We start from the raw sequence: 18,431 nt of genomic DNA, 5'->3' as shown, positions 1-18,431 counted from the left end.
AGCAGCCGGACCTAGACCCTGATGCGTTCTATCAGCCGCTGACTGGCCTCGTCCAGCCCCGTCAGCTCCACGCGGCAGCCATGCTGGCGCAGACGCTCCAGGACCTTGTCCAGCGCGCCCACGGCGGTGATGTCCCAGAAATGCGCGCCGCTGACATCGATGCGGGCCTGCCTGCCGGCCGCGGCACGCACATCGAAGGCCTCGATCAGCGCATCGGCCGAGGCAAAAAACACCTGGCCGCTCACCGTCCAGGTATAGAGATCGCCAGCCTCGTTCAGACTGCCCCGGACCTGCAGCATATTGGCCACCTTGAAGGTGAAGAACACGCCCGAGAGCAGCACGCCGGCCACCACGCCGGCGGCCAGATTGTGGGTGGCGATGGTGATGATCACCGTCACCAGCATCACCGAGCTGGACAGACGCGGGTGACGCACCAGATTGCCCAGCGATTTCCAGTCGAAGGTCGAGACCGACACCATGACCATGATGGCCACCAGAGCAATCACCGGCACCCGGGACACCCAGGGCTTGAGGGCGACCATGAGAATCAGCAGGAACACCCCGGCAAACAGGGTGGACAGGCGGCCGCGGCCACCGTATTTCACATTGCCCACGGCCTGGCCTATCATGCCGCAGCCCGCAATGCCGCCGAACAGGCTGGCCGAGACATTGGCCAGGCCCAGGCCCGTGCACTCGCGGCTCTTGTTGCTGGGCGTACCCGTCAGGTCGTCCACCACCGCCGCCGTGAGCACCGACTCCAGCAGGCCCACCATGGCAATGGCCAGGGCTGGCAGGGCGATGATGCGCAGCGTCTCGAGGCTCGCGGGGATTTCGGGCAGTGCAAGCAGCGGCAGGCTGTCCGGCAGATGGCCCAGATCGGCCACGGTCTTGAGCGGCAGACCCATGAAGCTGCCCAGCAGCGTCAGCACCAGCACGCAGATCAGTGGTGAGGGAATGGCGGTCAGCGCCTTGAGCTGCAGTCTCTGTCCCAGCCAGGGCAGGCCGTAGATCAGGGCCAGGCCCAGGGCCAGCATGGCCCAGGTGGCGGTGTTGGCGCCATGCAGATGCGGCAGCTGGGCTGAAAAGATCAGAATGGCCAGCGCGTTGACAAAACCCGTGCGCACCGAGCTGGAGACAAAGCGCACCAGGCTGCCCATCCTGCACAGGCCGAAGACGATCTGCATGGCACCCGCCAGCAAGCCTGCGGCCAGCAGATATTGCAGACCATGCGATGCGACCAGCGGAGCCGCCACCAGGGCCACCGAGCCGGCCGCTGCCGAAACCATGGCCGGACGTGCGCCGAACACGGCAATCACGATGCTGATGATGAAGGAGGCATACAGCCCCACGGCCGGGTCCACGCCCGCGACAAAGGAAAAGGCAATGACCTCGGGGATCAGTGCAAACGTGGCGACGGCGCCGGCCAGCAGCTCACGCGGCACGCTGGGCGCCCATTCGGCGCGCCATCGGCTCAGGGAAAAATGGGGATTCATATCGCAGCAGCAAGTGATGCGCTGCCTGTGCAGAGCAGGCAGCGCCGGTGGGCGATATTAAGCAGTGCCCAGGACTTTTGCTGCGCAAGGGTCAGGCCGGGCGCTTGAAGCACACCATCTTGGGCCTGAAGCGCTGCAGCACCTCGCCGCGCTGGTTTTTGGTGTGGGAGAGCACGCGCACCAGGGCGCGGTTGGGTTTGGACTGGGAGGGAATGATCTCCACGATTTCCGACTCGACCTGCAGCACGTCGCCGGGGCGCGTGGGCTGGGGCCAGGCCAGCTCTTCCATGCCGCCGCCGATCACCCCGTCGGCCAGGGGGATGCTCTGCGTCACCAGCAGCATGCTGATGGAGGCCGTATGCCAGCCGCTGGCGGCCAGGCCCTGGAAGAAGGTGTGCTTGGCGGCTTCGGGGTCGAGGTGAAAGACCTGGGGATCGAACTGCCTGGCATAGGCAATGATTTGCGCCTCATCCAGCGGGTAGCCCTCGCTGACGAACTTCTGGCCTACGTACAGATCATCCAGATACAGTTTCTCGCTCATTGGCGTCCTCTTTCATGGCGGTGTATAGGGTGCTCGACAGTATGCGCGGCGGCGGCACTGGCTGCTGTTGCCAAGGTGCCATAGCGCTATGCTTGGACGCATGAATTTCGAGCTTGAAGATTCCGAGATCGCGGCAATCAGCCTGCAGAACGGCGCGTTGCAGATCCGCTTTTCCGCTGCCCGTGTGCTTGACGGTGAACGAGCCGGGGCCGGCGAGGGCCTGTGGCAGCCGTTGCTATTGATATGCAGGCGCATCGCGCATACTGACAAAGCTTCGGAGGCGGATTTGACCCTGGTCCTGGCCGCCGCAGGCCGTGTTCGGCAAGCGCAGCTGCATATCGCCGGGCAGCGGCTGCGCGGTCTGCCTCTGCCTTTTGCCAGCGATGCGGATTTTGTGCTGGAGCTGGAAATGGGCGACGGCCTGTTCTGCCGGCTCAAGGGGCAGGGGCTTGCGCTGCAGGCCCTGCCCAGCCAGTCGCCGGTGGACTCCTACCAGTGCTGATGGCGCTCCTCGCCTTTGCATTGTTCTTGATACTGGGCACTGGCGCGGCCTGAATCAGAGGCGCCGGGCAAGGGCCGGCTGCCCTTGCCGTACAGCGCCAAGAGGGATGCGCAATCCTAGAACTCCAGGTTGTCTATGAGCCGGGTGCTGCCCAGGCGCGCCGCGCCCAGGGCCACCAGTTCGCCGCCACGCGCATCGGCCGGTGTCTGCAGATCGCTGCGCTGGCGCACGCTCAGATAGTCGGGCTCCCAGCCCTTGGCGCGCAGCGCGGCCATGGCCTGCGCTTCGAGATCGGCCAGATTGCCGCCCCGGCGCGCGGCATCTGCCAGGGCCTTGAGCGCCTCGGACAGCGCCATGGCCTGCACACGCTGTTCATCGCTGAGGTAGCTGTTGCGTGAGCTCAGGGCCAGGCCGCTGTCGGCGCGCGCCGTGGCGCAGCCGATGATCTCTATGGGCAGGGCGAACTGCTGCACCATGCGGCGGATCACCATCAGCTGCTGATAGTCCTTCTGCCCGAAAACGGCCGTGCCGCCGCCAGTGGTGGCAAACACGGCCTGGAACAGCTTCATGACCACGGTGCAGACGCCGGTGAAGAAACCGGGGCGGAAGTGGCCTTCCAGAATGTCGGCCAGCTGCGCATCAGGCTGGATCTTGAAGGTCTGCGGCTCGGGGTAGAGGTCTTTCTCCCTGGGGGCGAAGACGATGTCGCAGCCTTCAGCTTGCAGCTTGGCGCAGTCGGCATCGAAGGTACGCGGGTAGCTGTCGAAGTCTTCGTGAGGCAGAAACTGCAGGCGGTTCACGAAGATGCTGGCCACGGTCACATCGCCATGCTGGCGGGCGTGGCGCACCAGGGAGAGATGGCCCTCGTGCAGATTGCCCATGGTGGGCACGAAAGCAGGGCGGCCGCGACCGGCCAGTGCGGCGCGCAGGTCGGCGATGGTGTGAACGATTTGCATGACTCAAACAGTGGGGGAAAACAAAAACAAAAGCCCGGGCTCACCAGGCGTGCAGGGCATTGTCGGGGAAGCTGCCATTCTTGACGGCCTGCACATAGGCTTCCATGGCGCCCTTGACGCTGCCGGCATCGGCCATGAAGTTGTGCACGAACCTGGCCATCTTGCCCAGGTTCACGCCCAGCATGTCGTGCAGCACCAGAACCTGGCCGGCCGTGCCATTGCCCGCGCCAATGCCTATGGTGTGGCACAGCGGCAGCTCCTCGGTCAGCTGGGCGGACAGGGCTGCGGGCACCATCTCCAGCACCAGCATGGAGGCCCCTGCGTCCTGAAGCTCCAGCGCATGCTGGCGCAGCGTAGCGGCGGCCTCTTCGTCCTTGCCCTGGACGCGGTAGCCGCCCAGTGCATGCACGGTCTGCGGCGTCAGTCCCAGGTGGGCGCACACGGGCACGCCGCGATCGACGAGAAAGCGCACGGTGGGCGCGGTCCAGCCACCGCCTTCGAGCTTGACCATATGGGCGCCGGCCTGCATCAGCTGGCAGGCGCTGCGCATGGCCTGCTCGGGACTTTCGGCATAGCTGCCGTAGGGCATGTCGGCAATCACCCAGGCCGTGGCCTGGGCGCGGTGCAGGCCGCGTGTGACGCTGGCCGTGTGATAGGCCATATCCTGAAGCGTCACGCCTACGGTGCTGTGCAGGCCCTGGCAGACCATGCCCAGCGAGTCGCCGACCAGGATGCACTCCACCCCGGCCGCGTCGGCCACCGCGGCAAACGTGGCGTCATAGGCCGTCAGCATGGTGATTTTTTCACCGGCCGCGCGCATCTGAGCCAGGCGCGGCAGGCTGACGGGGCGGCGCTGGGGCTGGGGAGAAGAGGGGGGGATGGTTCCGTAAGGCGTGCCGGTAGCGGTCATGGGGTGTCTCCTGGTCTTGTCTATGGCTGGGCCCCGCAGAAAAGCCTGCAGGCAAATTTGCCCGCGAGTCTATGCGATGCTGCGCTGCAGCGCCACGTTGAAAAAGGGTATGGCTGCTGTCAGCCACCTTAATATGCTGTGTGGCCATGCATTGCATGGCCCTGCGTTCTGCGGCCTTCCATTTCTTTTTGCACAAGGTTGTTCATGTCCATGCTCGAGTTCCCGCAGCCCTCGGTTTCAGCGCCTGTGTCAGCCGTTGCCTGGCAGGGATTGCGCAGCGTGAGCTGGCTGGAGTCGCTGTCCGACGAGAGGCTGTCCGTGCTGGCGGGGCAATGCCTTTGGCACCGGCTGGAGTCGGGACAGGTGCTGCACGGGGCCTATACCGATGAGCGCATATACATGCTGATCAATGGCCAGCTCAGTGTCGGCAGCTACAGCACCAGCGGGCGGGCCATGATTCTGGGTTATCTGGAGCCCGGTTTCTTTTTTGGTGCTTTCGCGCCCAAGTCCCTGGTCAGGCATGTGTCCGTGCAGGTGCAGGCCACGCATGAAAGCCTGGTGGCATCGCTTTCCAGTGCAGAGCTCGAAGCATTGATCATGAGCGATGTTCTGGTCATGCGGGCCGTGGTCCAGCGGCTCAGCGAGCTGGCCGGGGTGCTGGCGCGGCGTGTGGTCAGCCTGGGAACCCTCACGGTGCGCGGCCGCCTGCATGCCCAGTTGCTGGAGCGGGCCGAGATGGCGGGAATCGAGAACGACGAGGCCCTGCTGTCGCCGGCTCCGCGCCAGAACGATCTGGCCCTGATGCTGGGCACCAGCCGCGAAGAGGTCGCACGCGAGATGTCGCGGCTCACGCGCCTGGGCCTGCTCAGACGTGAGGGGCGCAATCTGCGTCTTTGCCGCGTCGATGGCCTGCGATTGCTGCTCGAAGAAGCGCATTGATTTCTCGCAATGTGAAATGAGTTTTTACGTGAGAAAACGCACAGACGGCCCATGGAGGCCGGGCGCATAGTTCAGTCGTGCACCGCGCGGCAGGTCTTTTTCCGCCGCTGCGCCGTTGAAAGGATTGAAAATGCGCTCCCTCACCCGTTTGTTGACCGCAGCTGTGCTGACCGCCAGCGCCGCGGTTGCCATGGCTCAAGACCTCCCCCAAACTTCCGTAACCTCCAGCAAAAGTCGTGCCGAAGTGATGGCCGACCTTGAGATGTACCAGCGTGCAGGTCTGGGCTATATGCCCACGCCTGCGGCTTATGTCGAAACAGAATTCAGCAACGAGTACCGCAAGGCCTATGCCGAATACCAGCGTCTGCTGGCCAGCCCCGCCTACACGGCTGCCGTGGCCAAGTACCAGTCGCAACTGGGCGGCAAGTAACAGAGTTCTCTCTTAGCCATCCGACAGAGGTGGCCTATTGGTGGATGCGCGCTGAGGGATTCCTTCAGCGCGTTTTTTTATGCCGGCAATGCCAGGCTGATGGATATAGCAAGTTTGATAGCATTCGGCGCATATCGATAGTGTGCTTGCAGGTGATCTGACTTGAAAACCGTTCTTGATTTCACCGCTCCCTGGCAGGCGGGTGCAGCCCGTCTGCAGCATGGCTTTGGCCAGCCCGAGCAGGTCTTGCAAGCGCATCGGCCCGAGGACGTGCCAGCCGTGCTGGAAGCCGTGCAGCAGGCTGCGGAGCAAGGCCTGTGGTGCGTGGGGTGGCTGGCCTACGAGGCGGCTGCAGCTTTTGACCGTGCCTATGCCGATGCCGTACATGCCTCCCCACCGGGTCAGCCGCTGGTCTGGTTCGGCCTGCATCGCGCGCCGCTGGCTGCCTGTGGGCAGAACCCGCCCGTGCCTTCTTCGGCAATACATTGGCAGACGGCTCTGAGCCGCGAACAGTTCGATGCCCATGTGGCGTGCATTCATGCGGCCATTGCGGCGGGCGACTGCTATCAGATCAATTACACAGCCCCCTTGACTGCAGAGCTTTCGGGTGAGAAAGAGTCCGACACTGCCGCACTGGCCCAAGAGCTGTTTGCAAGGCTGCAGCAGGCCCAGCCCGGAGGCTATGCGGCGCTGGTCGACAGCGGTGACATGCAGGTGCTGTCGCTGTCCCCGGAGTTGTTTTTCGACTGGGACGGCGAGCGGATTCTGACCCGCCCCATGAAGGGCACGGCGGCGCGCGGCAAGACCCCTGAAGCCGATGCGAGGGCTGCGCAAACCATGCGCGAGTCGGCCAAGGAGCGAGCAGAGAACGTGATGATTGTGGATTTGCTGCGCAACGATCTGTCGCGTATAGCCGTGCCGCATAGCGTGAAAGTGCCGCAGCTGTTTCAGGTCCAGGCGCTGCCGGCCGTCTGGCAGATGACCTCGGATGTGGTGGCACGCACGCGCTCGGATGTGCGGCTGGTGGATGTATTCGGGGCGCTGTTCCCTTGCGGCTCGATTACCGGGGCGCCCAAACGCCAGGCCATGCGCCTGATTCGCGAACTGGAGCCCGCGCCTCGTGGCGTCTACTGCGGTGCGCTGGGCATGGTACGACCCGGGGCCAAGCCGGGGAGTATTCACGCAACTTTCAATGTTCCCATTCGCACAGTGGTGCTCAGGAACGGGCGCCTGAGCTGCGGCATAGGCAGCGGCATCACGGCCAGCGCCAATGCGGCCGATGAATGGATGGAATGGCAACACAAGCAGGCTTTTCTGAAGGTGCTGGAGCATGAACACGAATCTTGAGATTCTCGAAACCCTGGCGCTCAAGGATGGCCACTGGCAGAACTGGGCCTTGCATTGGGCGCGCCTGCAGATCACGGCGCAGCATTTTCGCTATCCCTTGATGCAGAGGCAGCTGGAGTCCGATATGGAGTGCATGGCCAGACAGACTCATGCCATGGGCGACTGGCGCGTGCGGCTGGCGCTTTCGATCACGGGTGAAGTGCAGATCACGGCCGAGCCCTTGCCGCCCACGGTCCAGCCGGTGGCATTGCAGCTGGCACATCAACCCATTGCGAACGCGGTGGCGCATAGCGATGTGGTGCGTTTCAAAACCTCGGTACGTCAGCATTACGACGCTTTCAAGCCCCAGGGCACCGGCATTTTCGATATCGTGCTTTTCAACGAGGACGGTCAGATCACCGAAGGCACGCGCGGCAATATTGCCGTGCAGCTGGATGGGCGCTGGGTCACCCCGCCGCTGCAATGCGGGCTGCTGCCTGGCGTGGGGCGGGCACTGGCCCTGTCCCAGGGCAGGCTGACAGAGCAGGTGGTGACGCTGCAAGAGGCAAACCATGCCAGCGGATGGGCCTTCATCAATAGCCTGCGTGGCTGGCTGGATGCTCGTTTGATCGTCTAGGCCTGGTTTGTTATCGTGCGGATGTATGCAACCTGGAGGAGTCTCAGCCATGGATGACGACGACTTTGATGCCCTGTATCTGGACCTGATGAAGGAATTCCTGGACACTGCCACGCCCCTTCAGTGGCTGGCCGTGGTCACCACCATGAACTACGACAACGGCAGCGCGCTGCCGGACTGGATCAGCAAGCATCCCAAGCTGGAGCCGGCCGTTGCCAAGGCCTTGTACTGGTATCAGCAGCCGGGCTATTTCCAGCACTATGCTTCGCAGGACAAGGTACCCAGCATCAACCGCTCAGGCTGGGCCCGTGTGCAGGCGCTGAGCCAGCGCTTTGAACAGGGCAATCTTGCTCCCGCCACCATCGGCTGGGATCCGGCCAACGATCTGGCCTCGCCCACGGGCAATGAAAAGCACCCAGGCTATGACTGGACCAGCGAAGCCGTCAAGGGCGATGAAGCCAAATGGCAGATTCCGGCCATCATGCTGCAGGCCGTGCCCGGCGAGCAACCCGATATCTATGCCTATGTCGACGAGCATGGCTGGGAAGACGGCATGCCGCCCCATGTCCAGGAGGAGCTCAATGCCGCCATGGATGGAGATGAAGTCGAGGATGAGGATTAGCGCCTGCGCGCCCGGTTGCCGCGTTCACGCAAGCCTCTGCATGGGCGCTGTGGCGCATGAAACGGCAGATGGCCGTGCTCCGGATGAAGCCGCTGCCGCCGGGGGCGTAGCTGGGCCCGTTCAGGCAAGCCAGTGGCTGATGAGTGAAACAGCTCTGTGGGTATCTTCTGGCGATACCTTGTGAAGAATCTCTTGGCTTGAGAGAATGGATTTTCTACTATCCGTTCACCACAACTTCCGAGACAAGCTCATGAACTCTCAAGCCGTCACCAGCCACAAGCCTTCAGCCGCCTTTGTCGGTGCATCCTGGGCCGCCTTGCTGCTGGGCATCGCCGCCTTCCTGGTCGGGTTGTGGAATGCAGCCATGCAGCTCAACGAAAAAGGCTTTTACTTTGCCGTGCTGGTGCTGGGCCTGTACTCGGCCATCTCGCTGCAAAAAACCGTGCGAGACAAGCTCGAGGGCGTTGCCGTGACCGGCATTTACTACGGCATCAGCTGGGTGGCGCTGATCATTGCGGTGCTGCTTCTGGGCGCAGGTCTCTTCAACGCCACGTTGCAGCTCAGCGAAAAAGGTTTCTATGCCATGGCTTTTGCACTGGCCCTGTTCGGTGCGATTGCCGTGCAGAAAAATACCCGCGACAGCCTGAGCGCCGACGATGGAACAGCAGAGCGCAAGCGCAGCAAGAGTGAGCGCAGCGGCCCTGCCCTGGTAGTGACCGATCCCGCCAAGTCCGCCGATCTGCCCGAGCAGGTGGTCAATAACCGCTGAGCCGGAAAACGGGTTGACCGCTGAATCTCAGGCGCTCCTTTGGGGCGGCTGATTGCATTGGCGCAGCTGCAGCTGCTGCGCCACAAACTGCTTGAAGACTGCATGCAGTGTTGCATTGACTGGCCCATCTGCGGTCCAGTTGTGCAGCTGTGCCAGGGCCAGGGCCGCAGCCTCGAAGCTGGAGAGCTGCCCGGGCAGATGGGCCTTGCGGATGGCGTAGCCGGAGTCCTGCACGTCGCGCAGGGGCAGGCGCGGCAGGGCCTGCAGTGCGGGATTGAGATAGAGCATCTTGCGGCTTTTGCGCCAGGTGCCGTCGATGACCACCAGCCGAAGGCGCTCTGGCGGCTGCGGCCAGGGCAAAGGCAGGGGGCTGGCCGCAGCCAGCCCCAGGGCGGCATCCTGCTCTGAGGTATCGGGGTAGAGCAGCAGGCTGTGGCGTGGCGCACCATCGGTATCGGCCCAGCTGGCCCAGCTGCCATGGAGAGCCGCTTCCAGCTCGGCGGCATCGAATTCCTCGCCCACCATGACCCGGCTGTGCGGCAGACACAGATGCAGCAAATGCCCCGTGCCCTTGGCCTCATGCACTTCCATGGGATGCATGAGGATCAGCACCTCCACCTGGTGCGCAACCGCCTGGGCCAGCGAGCAGATGCAGGTGCGCAGCGCCCGGTGACAGTGGGGGCAGCGGGGACGAGGGTCAGGTCTGCTCATGATTCAAGAGCTGTTTGCGTCTTTGGTGCAGGTGATTTCTATTCAAGCCGACGTCCCTGATACAACAACGCCCGCAAGCATGGGCTGCGGGCGCTGTTGCGGGAGTCGTGAAGGACTTAGAGGCGACCCTTGAAGTAGGTGGCCTTGTCCATATCGGATACGTCCACGCTCAGTTGCACCACCACATCGGCAGGCTGGGGCACCAGGCGGCGCAGGACTTCGGCGATGCCGTCCGACATCTGCTTCTTGGCTTCAGTGCTGCGGCCTGCCATCAGCTGCAGGTGCACATGGACAAAGCCGCGCTTTTCGGGCTGGGTACCGATATAGACATGGTCCATGTTCAGGCGGGCAATACGGGCCTTCACATCGGCTTCATCGAGAACGGTGGGATGGGAACAGACCACTGCGTTGATATCGCGCATCAGTGCGCGCTCGTTCAGGCCGGTCAGGTTGTCGGTGTATTCAATATGCAGATGAGGCATGGAGTTCTCTCGCTCGGTGTTGGAGGCAAAAGCCGTTTTTACAGCATCTGGGTGGGCACTTTGTGGCGCAGCTCGACCTGTTTGTTGCTGTCGTCCACAAAGACCAGCTGGGGCTGGTGCTCGGCCACATCGCTTTCATGAACCTGGGCGAAGGCGGCAATGATGAGCAGGTCGCCCACGCTGGCGCGGCGAGCGGCCGAACCGTTGACGGAAATCATGCCCGTGCCGCGCTCACCCTTGATGGCGTAGGTCACAAAGCGCTCGCCGTTGTCGATATTCCAGATATGGACTTGTTCGTTTTCAGCAATGTTGGCGGCATCCAGCAGATCCTCGTCGATGGCGCAGGAGCCTTCGTAGTGCAGCTCGCATTGCGTGGTCTTGACGCGGTGGATCTTGGATTTGAGCAGGGTGCGGAACATGGTTGTCTCTCTGGGGCGCTTTGCGCGTTGCTGGAATGGGGCAGGCCTGTGCTTGCGAAAAATCACGCAAGTCTAAATGCGATCGGCAAAACCCATGTAGTTCATTGAGGGCATTGACAGGGAAATGCGGCGCCAGCGCATTCCCGATGTCGATAGCTCTGCCAGCCGCTCATGTAGGACGATGTGACGATTGTCGTTGTGATTGTTGTTTTGTTGCGATTTTAAGGGTTGTAACTAATGTTTCATTTTCACTTTGTTTAATGACTTTAGTCCCAGACGGGGCCCGTCCAAGGCAGGCCGTAGCCGTACTGCATGGGCTTTCTCATTTCTACAAACACAGTGAACAGCATGAAACGAACTCTTCTCGCCCTTGCCGCCCTGACCGTCTCCGCCGGTGCCCTGGCTCAATCCAGCGTTACCGTCTTCGGCGTGGCCGACGTGTCGGTGGCCCACATCTCCACGACCGGTAAAAGCGTTTCCGGCCTGGCCAACGGCGGCAACTCCAGCAGCCGTCTGGGCTTTCGCGGCGTGGAAGATCTGGGCGGCGGCTTGAAGGCCGATTTCTGGCTGGAAGGCAGCCTGAGCGTGGATGACGGCACGGCTTCCGGCTTCAAGTTCGATCGCCGCTCCACCGTCAGCCTGCTGGGCAACTTCGGTGAAGTCCGCCTGGGTCGCGACAAGACCCCCGCCTACCAGAACCTGGAGACCTTCCACGCCTTCGGTGACACCGGCATGGGGGCCATCAACGGCCATAACCTGATCAGCGGTTCGGCTGCAGGCACCTCCGAAGGCTCCAACCCCAAGCGCAACTCCAACGCCATCAGCTATCTGCTGCCCAAGCTGGGCGGCGTCTATGGTCAGCTGACCCACAGCTTTGGCGAGCAGGCCGACGACCACAGCCTGGCCAGCTCCACCGGCCTGCGACTGGGCTATGCCAACGGTCCTCTGAACGTTGCTGCAGCCTACGGTATCGCACGCGGCGGTACGGCTGCTGCTGGCGTGGACTACAAGACCATGAATCTGGGCGCCTCCTACAACTTCGGCGTTGTCACTCCCATGCTGCTGATCGCTTCCGATCGCGGCAACGGCAAGCGCGTAGACCTGTACAGCCTGGGTGTGAAGATGCCTCTGGGAGCCGGCGAACTGCGCGCTGCCTACACCTGGTACAAGGACAAGAAGCAAAACGATGCGGACTCCCAGCGCCTGGCCCTGGGCTATGGCTACAAGCTGTCCAAGCGAACCGAAATCTATGCTGCTGTGGCACGCATGAGCAACGACGACAAGGCTGCCCGCAAGCTGGGTTCGTCGCTGAGCCCTACACCCGCTGTGGGCAAGAGCCTGACGGGTTACGAAATCGGCCTGCGCCACAATTTCTAAGAGCATAGGCATCAGGGAGCTGCGGCGGCTGCCGCGCTCTCCTGCCTGATGATCTTGCCGAGTTAGGCCTCCTGGTGGGGAAGCCTTCTGACTCTCAGCAAGCTGGCCCCGCAATAGCGGGGCCTTTTTTTGGGATTTGTTTTGGGGTCTATGCGGGGCTGTATTCAGGACAGATCGAGCACGCAACCGTCGCCAATGCTGTCGCGCCAGACGCGGATGCGGCTGGGCGCAGGCTCGAGGTCGGCCAGGGCATTGGCGATGAAGAGACAGAGGTTTTCCAGCGTAGGCTTGCCCAGGCCCGGCACTTCATCGAGAAAGTGATGGTCGAGCTGATCGCGCAGCAGCTCCAGGCGCGCGCGCAGGTGGCCGAGGTCGATGACCATGCCGTTGTCCGGATTGCGCGGGCCTCTCACGCTGACTTCCGCCCAGTAAGTATGGCCGTGAATGCGGCGGCTGCTCTCGGTCTCGATAGCGCGCTCCAGGGTATGGGCGGCATCGAAGAAAAAACGCTGGTGAACGGTGAACTGCATATCAGTGATCGGTGACGCTGAGCATTGCCTTCGGCCTTTGAGCTGGGAGCGGACCCCATGGCGGACGGCCAGCAAGGGCCGCCCCGCAGCAAAGGCCGTCGTCCCCCTGGGGGGAAGGCGCAAAGCGACTCAGGGGGGTCATCTAATTCCCGTGAGCTTATGGGTTTGCAGGCTCAGACGCCAGCCGGGGCGCTGCATGCATTGCTCGATACAGGCGCCAATATTGCTGCTCTGCTGGGCATTGTCCATGGGCTGCAGAAAATAATGCTGGAACCTGGTGCTGGCTTCAATGGCTTCCAGATCGAACGTGGGCTGAGGCCAGACCAGCTTGAGCTCCTGGCCGCTGCGTTGAATCCAGTCGGCACCGGCCTTGGGACTGATACACAGCCAGTCAATGCCATCCGGCGCTGCCACCGTGCCATTGCTTTCCACCGAGATACGAAAACCGCGCGCATGCAGGGCTGCGATCAGGGCCTGGTCGACCTGCAGCAAAGGCTCGCCGCCCGTCAACACCACCATGCGGTGCTGGCTGTCGTCGGCAGGCCACTGGCTCAGAATGCGCTCGGCCAGTTCGTCGGCCGTGGAGAACTTGCCGCCAAGGGTGCCGTCGGTGCCGACAAAATCGGTATCGCAGAATTGGCAGATGGCGTTGGGCCTGTCCTGTTCACGGCCGGTCCACAGATTGCAGCCCGCAAAGCGGCAGAACACTGCGGGCATGCCAGCCTGGCCGCCTTCGCCTTGCAAGGTGTAGAAGATTTCTTTGACGCTGTATGTCATGTCGAATGTGTCGCGTCAAAGCGCGGTGGAACAAGGGGCCGCTACGCAGCAGCCCTGGATGTGAATGTAAGCCCTTGCTGAACTTCTGGTAGGCCATAGGGTTACAGGACTGTTGCCTTGCAACCGGTTTCAAGCCTCACACCGGGGTATAGGCCAGACGCACATAAATGGGCGCATAGGCTTCGGCCTGGGTGATTTCGATCAGCGTTTCCTTGGCCAGCTCCAGCATGGCGATAAAGGTCACCACCAGCACAGTCGAGCCTTTTTCCGGATTGAAGATGCGCTCGAACTCCACAAAGCGCTGACCCTGTAGCTGCTTGAGGATCTGGCTCATGTACTCGCGCACCGACAGCTCTTCGCGCGTGATCTTGTGGCTTTGCACCAGCTTGGCGCGCTTGAGGATGTCGCGCCAGGCGGCTTGCAGCTCGCCGATTTCCACATCCGGAAAGCGTGGTTGCAGGCTTTGCTCGATATAGACCGTGGCCTTGAGAAAGTCACGCCCGTAGGTGGGCAGCTGTCCCAGTTGCTGGGCGGCCAGCTTCATCTGCTCGTATTCGAGCAGGCGGCGCACCAGCTCGGCGCGCGGATCCTCGGCTTCCTCGCCGTCCTCCTGCTTCTTGGGCGGAAGCAGCATGCGCGACTTGATCTCGATGAGCATGGCCGCCATCAGCAGATATTCGGCTGCCAGCTCCAGATTGCGGCTGCGCACCTCGTCCACATAGGTCATGTACTGGCGCGTCACGTCCAGCATGGGGATGTCGAGGATGTTGAAGTTCTGCTTGCGGATCAGGTAGAGCAGCAAGTCCAGCGGGCCTTCAAAGGCTTCGAGAAAGACTTCCAGCGCATCGGGCGGGATATAGAGATCCTGGGGCAGCGCAAACAGCGGCTCGCCATACAGGCGTGCAAGAGCCACCTGATCGACAACCGAAGGCGACGGGTCAGGAGCGTCCGGGCTCTGGCCCGGCAACAGGGTCTGTTCTTCAGCCTCGCTCATGGTCTGCTATGGATTGCAGAGCTGAGCGCGCTTGATGAGTAAGCGCTGGAGGCTGATTTCATCGAAAAGATCAGGAGTGGTTGGTCTGGTACACGTAGGGCTGTTGTTCCACGCGGCCGGCGCGCAGATCTTCCCAGACTTCATAGTTCACGTCCTTGTCCCACAGCAGGGCGCGACCGGCTTGCTGTTGCTTGTCCAGCTCGGGCTTTTGCTGCTTCAGGTCGTTGATGAAGTTGGTGGTGTCGGAACGGTAGTCGGGGCGACGGAAGAAAGACATATGTGTAAAACCTCTCAGAACAGCGGATTTTAGCCCGTCGCGGACGCCAGGCCCGCTCTGGGCTATTAGAACGTGCTTGCGATCTCTACGCGGCCGCGTTGGAGCGCAATCGGGATGAGTTCGAAGCGATGGCTCGCCGCTTGCACCGGCGTGCAAGCAAGAGACTGCGCGCAGAAATCGCCCGATTTCGCGCCAACCCTGCGGGACCGTGTCTTTGCGGACGCCCGGTCAGGGACGCCCGGTCAGGGACGCCCGGTCAGGGGCGGTATGCGGCGTTGCCTCGCCGGCCGCGCCAATCCTCGAATAGCACGGCTATTGCTGCGGTATCGCGCGGGGGGCCGCCCCCTTGCATCCCATCCCGCAAAGCCTCTGTCGCGGCGCGAGGAAATTGCAAGCTCGTTCTTATAGATCCTTGAGACAGATCTGCGCGAACTCCTTGCAGTCGTCCGAGGCCAGGGGCGAATCGACGATCTTGCGCAGCACGGCTGCAAATTCGGCGGCTCCGACCGGGTTCGGGTCGCCGCGCTGAAAGTCTTCATCCACGCGCATGGTGCGGTCCAGCCAGCCTATCACCTGCACGCTGGGTTGGCGCTCCAGCGATGCCAGCAAGGCCGGGGTGTAGGCGGCCATGGGGTGCTCCTCGATCAGGCTGCCGAACGGGCCGGGGCCACCGTAGTCCAGTTCGGGATAGGTTTCAATCAGCGTCAGGATATGCGGCAGAACCTGCTCCAGTGCGGCGTCCTGCAGTGTCTCCAGGTGTTCGTAGACGGGATCGATGATCAGCCATTTGTCCTGCTGGTCCCGGGCCGCCTGCGCGGCGTTGGTGAATTGGAAGAACAGTTGCTCAAGGGTTGTGTTCACGAGGGGTAGCTCCGTTTTAACAAGCGTTTGCAAAAGTGGCGCGCGTGCGCGGGTGGCTTGCTGTCAGAATTCGCATTCTGTCTGGCAAGCATTGTGATTCAAGCCCATGAATATTTTTTCCCGTGTGACGGCGGCCCTGGCGGCGGCGGCGATCAGCACCCTGGCACTGCTGGGCTGCGACGATCAGAAGATCAAGGAGCTGGAGGAAGGCCTGTCCACCGAGGCCGATGTGCGCGCGAAGTTTGGCGAGCCCGAGCGCATCTGGAACGAAGAGGATGGCTCGCGCACCTTTGAGTACAACCGTCAGCCGGCCGGTGCCAGGAACTACATGATCACCATAGGTACGGACGGCAAGATGAGCGCGCTGCGTCAGGTGCTGGCTCCGCATGTGTTTGCGAGGGTCGTGCCCGGCATGGAGGAGAACGAGGTGCGCCGCATGCTGGGCAGGCCCGCCAAGATGATGACTTACAAGCTCAAGCAGGAAACAGACTGGGACTGGAACTACATCGATCCACCCACACGCGAGATGCAGTTCACAGTGACCTTCGGCTCCGATGGCCGGGTGCTGCGCACACTCAACCGCGAACGCCTGCCCGACGAGTCGCGAGGCTGATCGCCAGCAAAGCCGATTGATTTGTTCAAAGCCCTGTTTGTGATGATGCAGACAGGGCTTTTTTCCCTTCGGTCGGAAGAGGGCATGAGTGCTGTAGTGGCGGAGGGCGTTGAGGTGCTTCCGAATTGATAGCTTTTAGTGCTTGTCCTGTAAGTGATGGAAGTCGAAAAGCTTGAAGCCTACGACGGAACTGCGCCTGATATACCCCTTCGAGATTTGTTGCGTTGCAGCAAATCATGTGCATACAGCATGAGTCCATCCGTAAAATTAAGGGGTTTCCCGGTGTTATCCGCGCCGGCTCGCCCCGATCTTTATCGAGATCATGGGCATCAATCTTGCTGTCTTACCCGACATGTCCACACCGCTATCTTCTTCCGCCAGCTCTGCTCTGGTCGGCAGCATCGATGCCGCCGCTGCTTCCGGGTCTGTCAGCCCGGGCCTGCGCCATGGTCGCTTCGAGGACGCGCAGGCCCTGTTCACGGGCTCGCTGTTTGTCTCCATCACCATGATGCTGTTTGCGCAGGCGGGACTGCTCACGGGCAGCACGGCGGGCATTGCCTTTTTGCTGCACTATGTGACGGGACTGCCTTTCGGCGCCATCTTCTTCGTCATCAATCTGCCGTTTTACTGGTTTGCCTGGAAGCGCATGGGCGCGGAGTTCACGATCAAGACCTTTGTCTCGGTTGCCATGCTGGCGCTGATGGCCGATGTGGGCCCGCGCTTCATCCATATCGACTACCTGAATCCGCTCTATGCGGCCGTGGCTGGAGGCTTGCTCATGGGGTCGGGTTGCCTGTTCCTGGCGCGGCACCATTCCAGCCTGGGCGGGGCCACGATCGTCTCGCTCTATCTGCAGGACCGCTACGGCATTCGCGCCGGCAAGGTGCAGATGATGATCGACTGCACTGTTGTGCTGCTGGCGCTGGCCATCGTGCCGCTGGAGCGTGCGGCGTATTCGGTGCTTGCGGCGGTGATCATGAGCATGTTCCTGTGGATCAGCCATCGCCCAGGTCGCTATCAGGGCAACTGAGGCCTGCCATCCATGAAAAAGCCCCGCCCCGGTGCAAGCCGGGCGGGGCTTTTCATCGCAGGGCCGCCCCAAGATGAAAACGCCGGGGCCGCCTAGGCCCTCTTGGAGGGACCACGGCCCCACATAGTGGGCAAGTGCGGGGAGCCATTTTTCATGGGGCTTGTCATCAGGCGACGCTGATCGTCTTCTGCGCACTCAGCGTCTGGCCCTGCTCGTCCTTCCACTGCATATTGAGCTCGCCACTTTCCCGGGCGACAAAGGTGAACTCGATATAGGGGTTTTGGGCAATCGAAATGCCGGGCTCCCAGCTGAACAGCAAGGTATTGCCCAGCCGGGCTTCGAAACGGCTCACGATATTGCGCGGGCGCACCTTGCCCGTGGCCGGGTCGGTGCGCAGACCGCTTTCCATGACATGTTCCATCTGCGCGCGCACGCGCAGCACTTCGCCTTTCTTGGGGTTGGCGTTGCTGACCCAGACGCGGGGTGGTTTATTCATCAAAATTCCTTTCAGTTCACGCATCCAGGGTGAATCTGGAAGCCGCTATGCCCGAATTAGCAGGGGGCCTGAGTCCAGCAAGCGCCGCGCAAAGGCCGCCCTGCGGCGCTGGCGCTGTGCCCCTGTGGGAGAAGGCGCGAAGCGACTCAGGGGGATTCCTAGATTCACATGCCGCAGCCGCTGGCGGCCACGGTCGTCGCCTGTTTGGCGACCAGTATCTTGCCGCTCTTCATGCGCGCCAGTGCGTGAACGGTCTGCGACTGGGACAGGCGTATGCGCACCGCCGCCTCGGCCACTCCGGCCGCTGCGGTGAACTGCATGCGGCAGGCCAGCGGCGAGGGGTTGAGTTCGGCCAGCACAATGACCTCCTCGCACCAGTCCTGATCGGTGACGGGCAGCGTCACCTTGACCTTGACGGGCACGGCACTGGGGTTGTCGGCCAGCACGGGCACCTCCAGCTGCAGGCCTTCGGCCAGGCCTGGCTTGCCGCCCGTGAACTGCTCCATGGCTTTCCTGAACTCGGCCGGGTTCGGCGCCAGTGGCCCGACCAGCGGAGTCTTGGCCGCGCTGCTGGCTTGCGCCAGAGCCGATGCGGGCAGAGCCAGACTGGCCCCGGCTGCCGCCGCGCTCAGCACCATGCTTCTACGGGTGGTGTTCTTGAACATTGCTTCTCTTCAATCCAATTAACAAAACTTCAAAACTCACACCGGCTCCAAGTGAGAGACGCCAAGCAAGAGCC

At 62.3% G+C, this 18,431-nt stretch carries 24 protein-coding genes; 10 read left to right on the top strand and 14 right to left on the bottom strand.

Annotated elements, in window-relative coordinates; all coding sequences use genetic code 11:
* Positions 1-11 precede the first annotated feature (11 nt).
* Complete coding sequence (locus NOX35_RS21800; protein ID WP_256494704.1) at positions 12-1,493, bottom strand: SulP family inorganic anion transporter; 1,482 nt, start codon at positions 1,491-1,493, stop codon at positions 12-14.
* Positions 1,494-1,584: 91 nt separating this feature from the next.
* On the bottom strand, positions 1,585-2,034 hold the full coding sequence (locus tag NOX35_RS21795) for a MaoC family dehydratase (protein ID WP_012839648.1): 450 nt from the start codon (positions 2,032-2,034) through the stop codon (positions 1,585-1,587).
* Between the two features lie 100 nt (positions 2,035-2,134).
* Here NOX35_RS21795 and NOX35_RS21790 point away from each other — a divergent pair, with 100 nt between their 5' ends.
* Positions 2,135-2,536, top strand: coding sequence for a hypothetical protein (locus NOX35_RS21790; protein WP_182284342.1), 402 nt, complete (start codon positions 2,135-2,137; stop codon positions 2,534-2,536).
* 116 nt (positions 2,537-2,652) lie between these two features.
* Here the strand turns inward: NOX35_RS21790 and panC are convergent, their stop codons facing one another.
* On the bottom strand, positions 2,653-3,492 hold the full coding sequence (gene panC / locus NOX35_RS21785; RefSeq protein ID WP_182284340.1) for a pantoate--beta-alanine ligase: 840 nt from the start codon (positions 3,490-3,492) through the stop codon (positions 2,653-2,655).
* A gap of 40 nt (positions 3,493-3,532) precedes the next feature.
* On the bottom strand, positions 3,533-4,402 hold the full coding sequence (gene panB, locus NOX35_RS21780) for a 3-methyl-2-oxobutanoate hydroxymethyltransferase (RefSeq protein ID WP_256494703.1): 870 nt from the start codon (positions 4,400-4,402) through the stop codon (positions 3,533-3,535).
* Positions 4,403-4,606: 204 nt separating this feature from the next.
* On the opposite strand from panB, the gene NOX35_RS21775 reads away from it, so the two are divergent.
* From NOX35_RS21775 to yiaA, 6 genes are all read left to right on the top strand, one after another.
* Positions 4,607-5,341, top strand: a complete 735-nt coding sequence (locus NOX35_RS21775; protein ID WP_182284336.1) for a Crp/Fnr family transcriptional regulator — start codon at positions 4,607-4,609, stop codon at positions 5,339-5,341.
* 130 nt (positions 5,342-5,471) lie between these two features.
* Positions 5,472-5,771, top strand: coding sequence for a DUF4148 domain-containing protein (locus NOX35_RS21770; protein WP_182284334.1), 300 nt, complete (start codon positions 5,472-5,474; stop codon positions 5,769-5,771).
* A gap of 162 nt (positions 5,772-5,933) precedes the next feature.
* Positions 5,934-7,118, top strand: a complete 1,185-nt coding sequence (pabB, locus tag NOX35_RS21765; RefSeq protein ID WP_256494701.1) for an aminodeoxychorismate synthase component I — start codon at positions 5,934-5,936, stop codon at positions 7,116-7,118.
* A complete protein-coding gene (locus NOX35_RS21760; RefSeq protein WP_182284330.1) occupies positions 7,102-7,734 on the top strand; it encodes an aminotransferase class IV in 633 nt (210 codons plus the stop codon). Before pabB ends, NOX35_RS21760 begins: the two co-directional genes overlap by 17 nt.
* Positions 7,735-7,783: 49 nt before the next feature.
* A complete protein-coding gene (locus NOX35_RS21755) occupies positions 7,784-8,356 on the top strand; it encodes a DUF4274 domain-containing protein (RefSeq protein WP_256494700.1) in 573 nt (190 codons plus the stop codon).
* 250 nt (positions 8,357-8,606) lie between these two features.
* Positions 8,607-9,125: an inner membrane protein YiaA gene (yiaA, locus tag NOX35_RS21750; protein ID WP_182284326.1), complete on the top strand. Its 519-nt coding sequence runs from the start codon at positions 8,607-8,609 to the stop codon at positions 9,123-9,125.
* A gap of 27 nt (positions 9,126-9,152) precedes the next feature.
* Here the strand turns inward: yiaA and NOX35_RS21745 are convergent, their stop codons facing one another.
* The 3 genes from NOX35_RS21745 to panD form a co-directional block, all read right to left on the bottom strand.
* Entirely contained in the window at positions 9,153-9,836 is a 684-nt protein-coding gene (locus NOX35_RS21745) for a tRNA-uridine aminocarboxypropyltransferase (protein WP_256494697.1), read from the bottom strand.
* A 116-nt stretch (positions 9,837-9,952) separates the two neighbouring features.
* A complete protein-coding gene (locus NOX35_RS21740) occupies positions 9,953-10,318 on the bottom strand; it encodes a 5-carboxymethyl-2-hydroxymuconate Delta-isomerase (protein WP_182284323.1) in 366 nt (121 codons plus the stop codon).
* 38 nt (positions 10,319-10,356) lie between these two features.
* The gene (gene panD, locus NOX35_RS21735) at positions 10,357-10,737 is read right to left on the bottom strand and encodes an aspartate 1-decarboxylase (RefSeq protein ID WP_003051941.1); all 381 of its coding nucleotides are present in this window, start codon (positions 10,735-10,737) and stop codon (positions 10,357-10,359) included.
* A gap of 348 nt (positions 10,738-11,085) precedes the next feature.
* Here panD and NOX35_RS21730 point away from each other — a divergent pair, with 348 nt between their 5' ends.
* Positions 11,086-12,114: a porin gene (locus NOX35_RS21730; protein ID WP_182284321.1), complete on the top strand. Its 1,029-nt coding sequence runs from the start codon at positions 11,086-11,088 to the stop codon at positions 12,112-12,114.
* A gap of 164 nt (positions 12,115-12,278) precedes the next feature.
* On the opposite strand, the gene NOX35_RS21725 is transcribed toward NOX35_RS21730, so the two are convergent.
* The 5 genes from NOX35_RS21725 to NOX35_RS21705 all read right to left on the bottom strand — a co-directional run bounded on the left by NOX35_RS21725 (position 12,279) and on the right by NOX35_RS21705 (position 15,553).
* Positions 12,279-12,644 (bottom strand): 6-carboxytetrahydropterin synthase, encoded by a 366-nt coding sequence (locus tag NOX35_RS21725; RefSeq protein ID WP_003065792.1) that lies wholly within the window; start codon positions 12,642-12,644, stop codon positions 12,279-12,281.
* Between the two features lie 138 nt (positions 12,645-12,782).
* Complete coding sequence (gene queE / locus NOX35_RS21720) at positions 12,783-13,421, bottom strand: 7-carboxy-7-deazaguanine synthase (protein WP_256494696.1); 639 nt, start codon at positions 13,419-13,421, stop codon at positions 12,783-12,785.
* A gap of 136 nt (positions 13,422-13,557) precedes the next feature.
* On the bottom strand, positions 13,558-14,415 hold the full coding sequence (locus NOX35_RS21715; protein ID WP_256494695.1) for a ScpA family protein: 858 nt from the start codon (positions 14,413-14,415) through the stop codon (positions 13,558-13,560).
* Between the two features lie 70 nt (positions 14,416-14,485).
* Positions 14,486-14,692, bottom strand: a complete 207-nt coding sequence (locus NOX35_RS21710; RefSeq protein WP_003051953.1) for a DUF3460 family protein — start codon at positions 14,690-14,692, stop codon at positions 14,486-14,488.
* A gap of 402 nt (positions 14,693-15,094) precedes the next feature.
* Positions 15,095-15,553 (bottom strand): hypothetical protein, encoded by a 459-nt coding sequence (locus NOX35_RS21705; protein ID WP_182284315.1) that lies wholly within the window; start codon positions 15,551-15,553, stop codon positions 15,095-15,097.
* A gap of 106 nt (positions 15,554-15,659) precedes the next feature.
* Between NOX35_RS21705 and NOX35_RS21700 the strand changes: the two genes are divergently transcribed.
* On the top strand, positions 15,660-16,166 hold the full coding sequence (locus NOX35_RS21700) for an outer membrane protein assembly factor BamE (RefSeq protein ID WP_182284313.1): 507 nt from the start codon (positions 15,660-15,662) through the stop codon (positions 16,164-16,166).
* Between the two features lie 322 nt (positions 16,167-16,488).
* Positions 16,489-17,196, top strand: coding sequence for a YitT family protein (locus tag NOX35_RS21695; RefSeq protein WP_256494694.1), 708 nt, complete (start codon positions 16,489-16,491; stop codon positions 17,194-17,196).
* A 166-nt stretch (positions 17,197-17,362) separates the two neighbouring features.
* Here NOX35_RS21695 and soxZ read toward each other — a convergent pair whose 3' ends face one another.
* Together soxZ and NOX35_RS21685 are read right to left on the bottom strand one after the other, a co-directional pair.
* On the bottom strand, positions 17,363-17,692 hold the full coding sequence (soxZ, locus tag NOX35_RS21690; RefSeq protein ID WP_182284309.1) for a thiosulfate oxidation carrier complex protein SoxZ: 330 nt from the start codon (positions 17,690-17,692) through the stop codon (positions 17,363-17,365).
* 164 nt (positions 17,693-17,856) lie between these two features.
* Positions 17,857-18,357, bottom strand: coding sequence for a thiosulfate oxidation carrier protein SoxY (locus tag NOX35_RS21685; protein WP_182284307.1), 501 nt, complete (start codon positions 18,355-18,357; stop codon positions 17,857-17,859).
* Positions 18,358-18,431 lie beyond the last annotated feature (74 nt).

This window comes from Comamonas sp. C11 (genome assembly GCF_024496285.1).
Classification (GTDB): Bacteria; Pseudomonadota; Gammaproteobacteria; order Burkholderiales; family Burkholderiaceae_C; genus Comamonas; species Comamonas testosteroni_F.
This window is presented reverse-complemented; position numbering and strand designations above follow the sequence as displayed.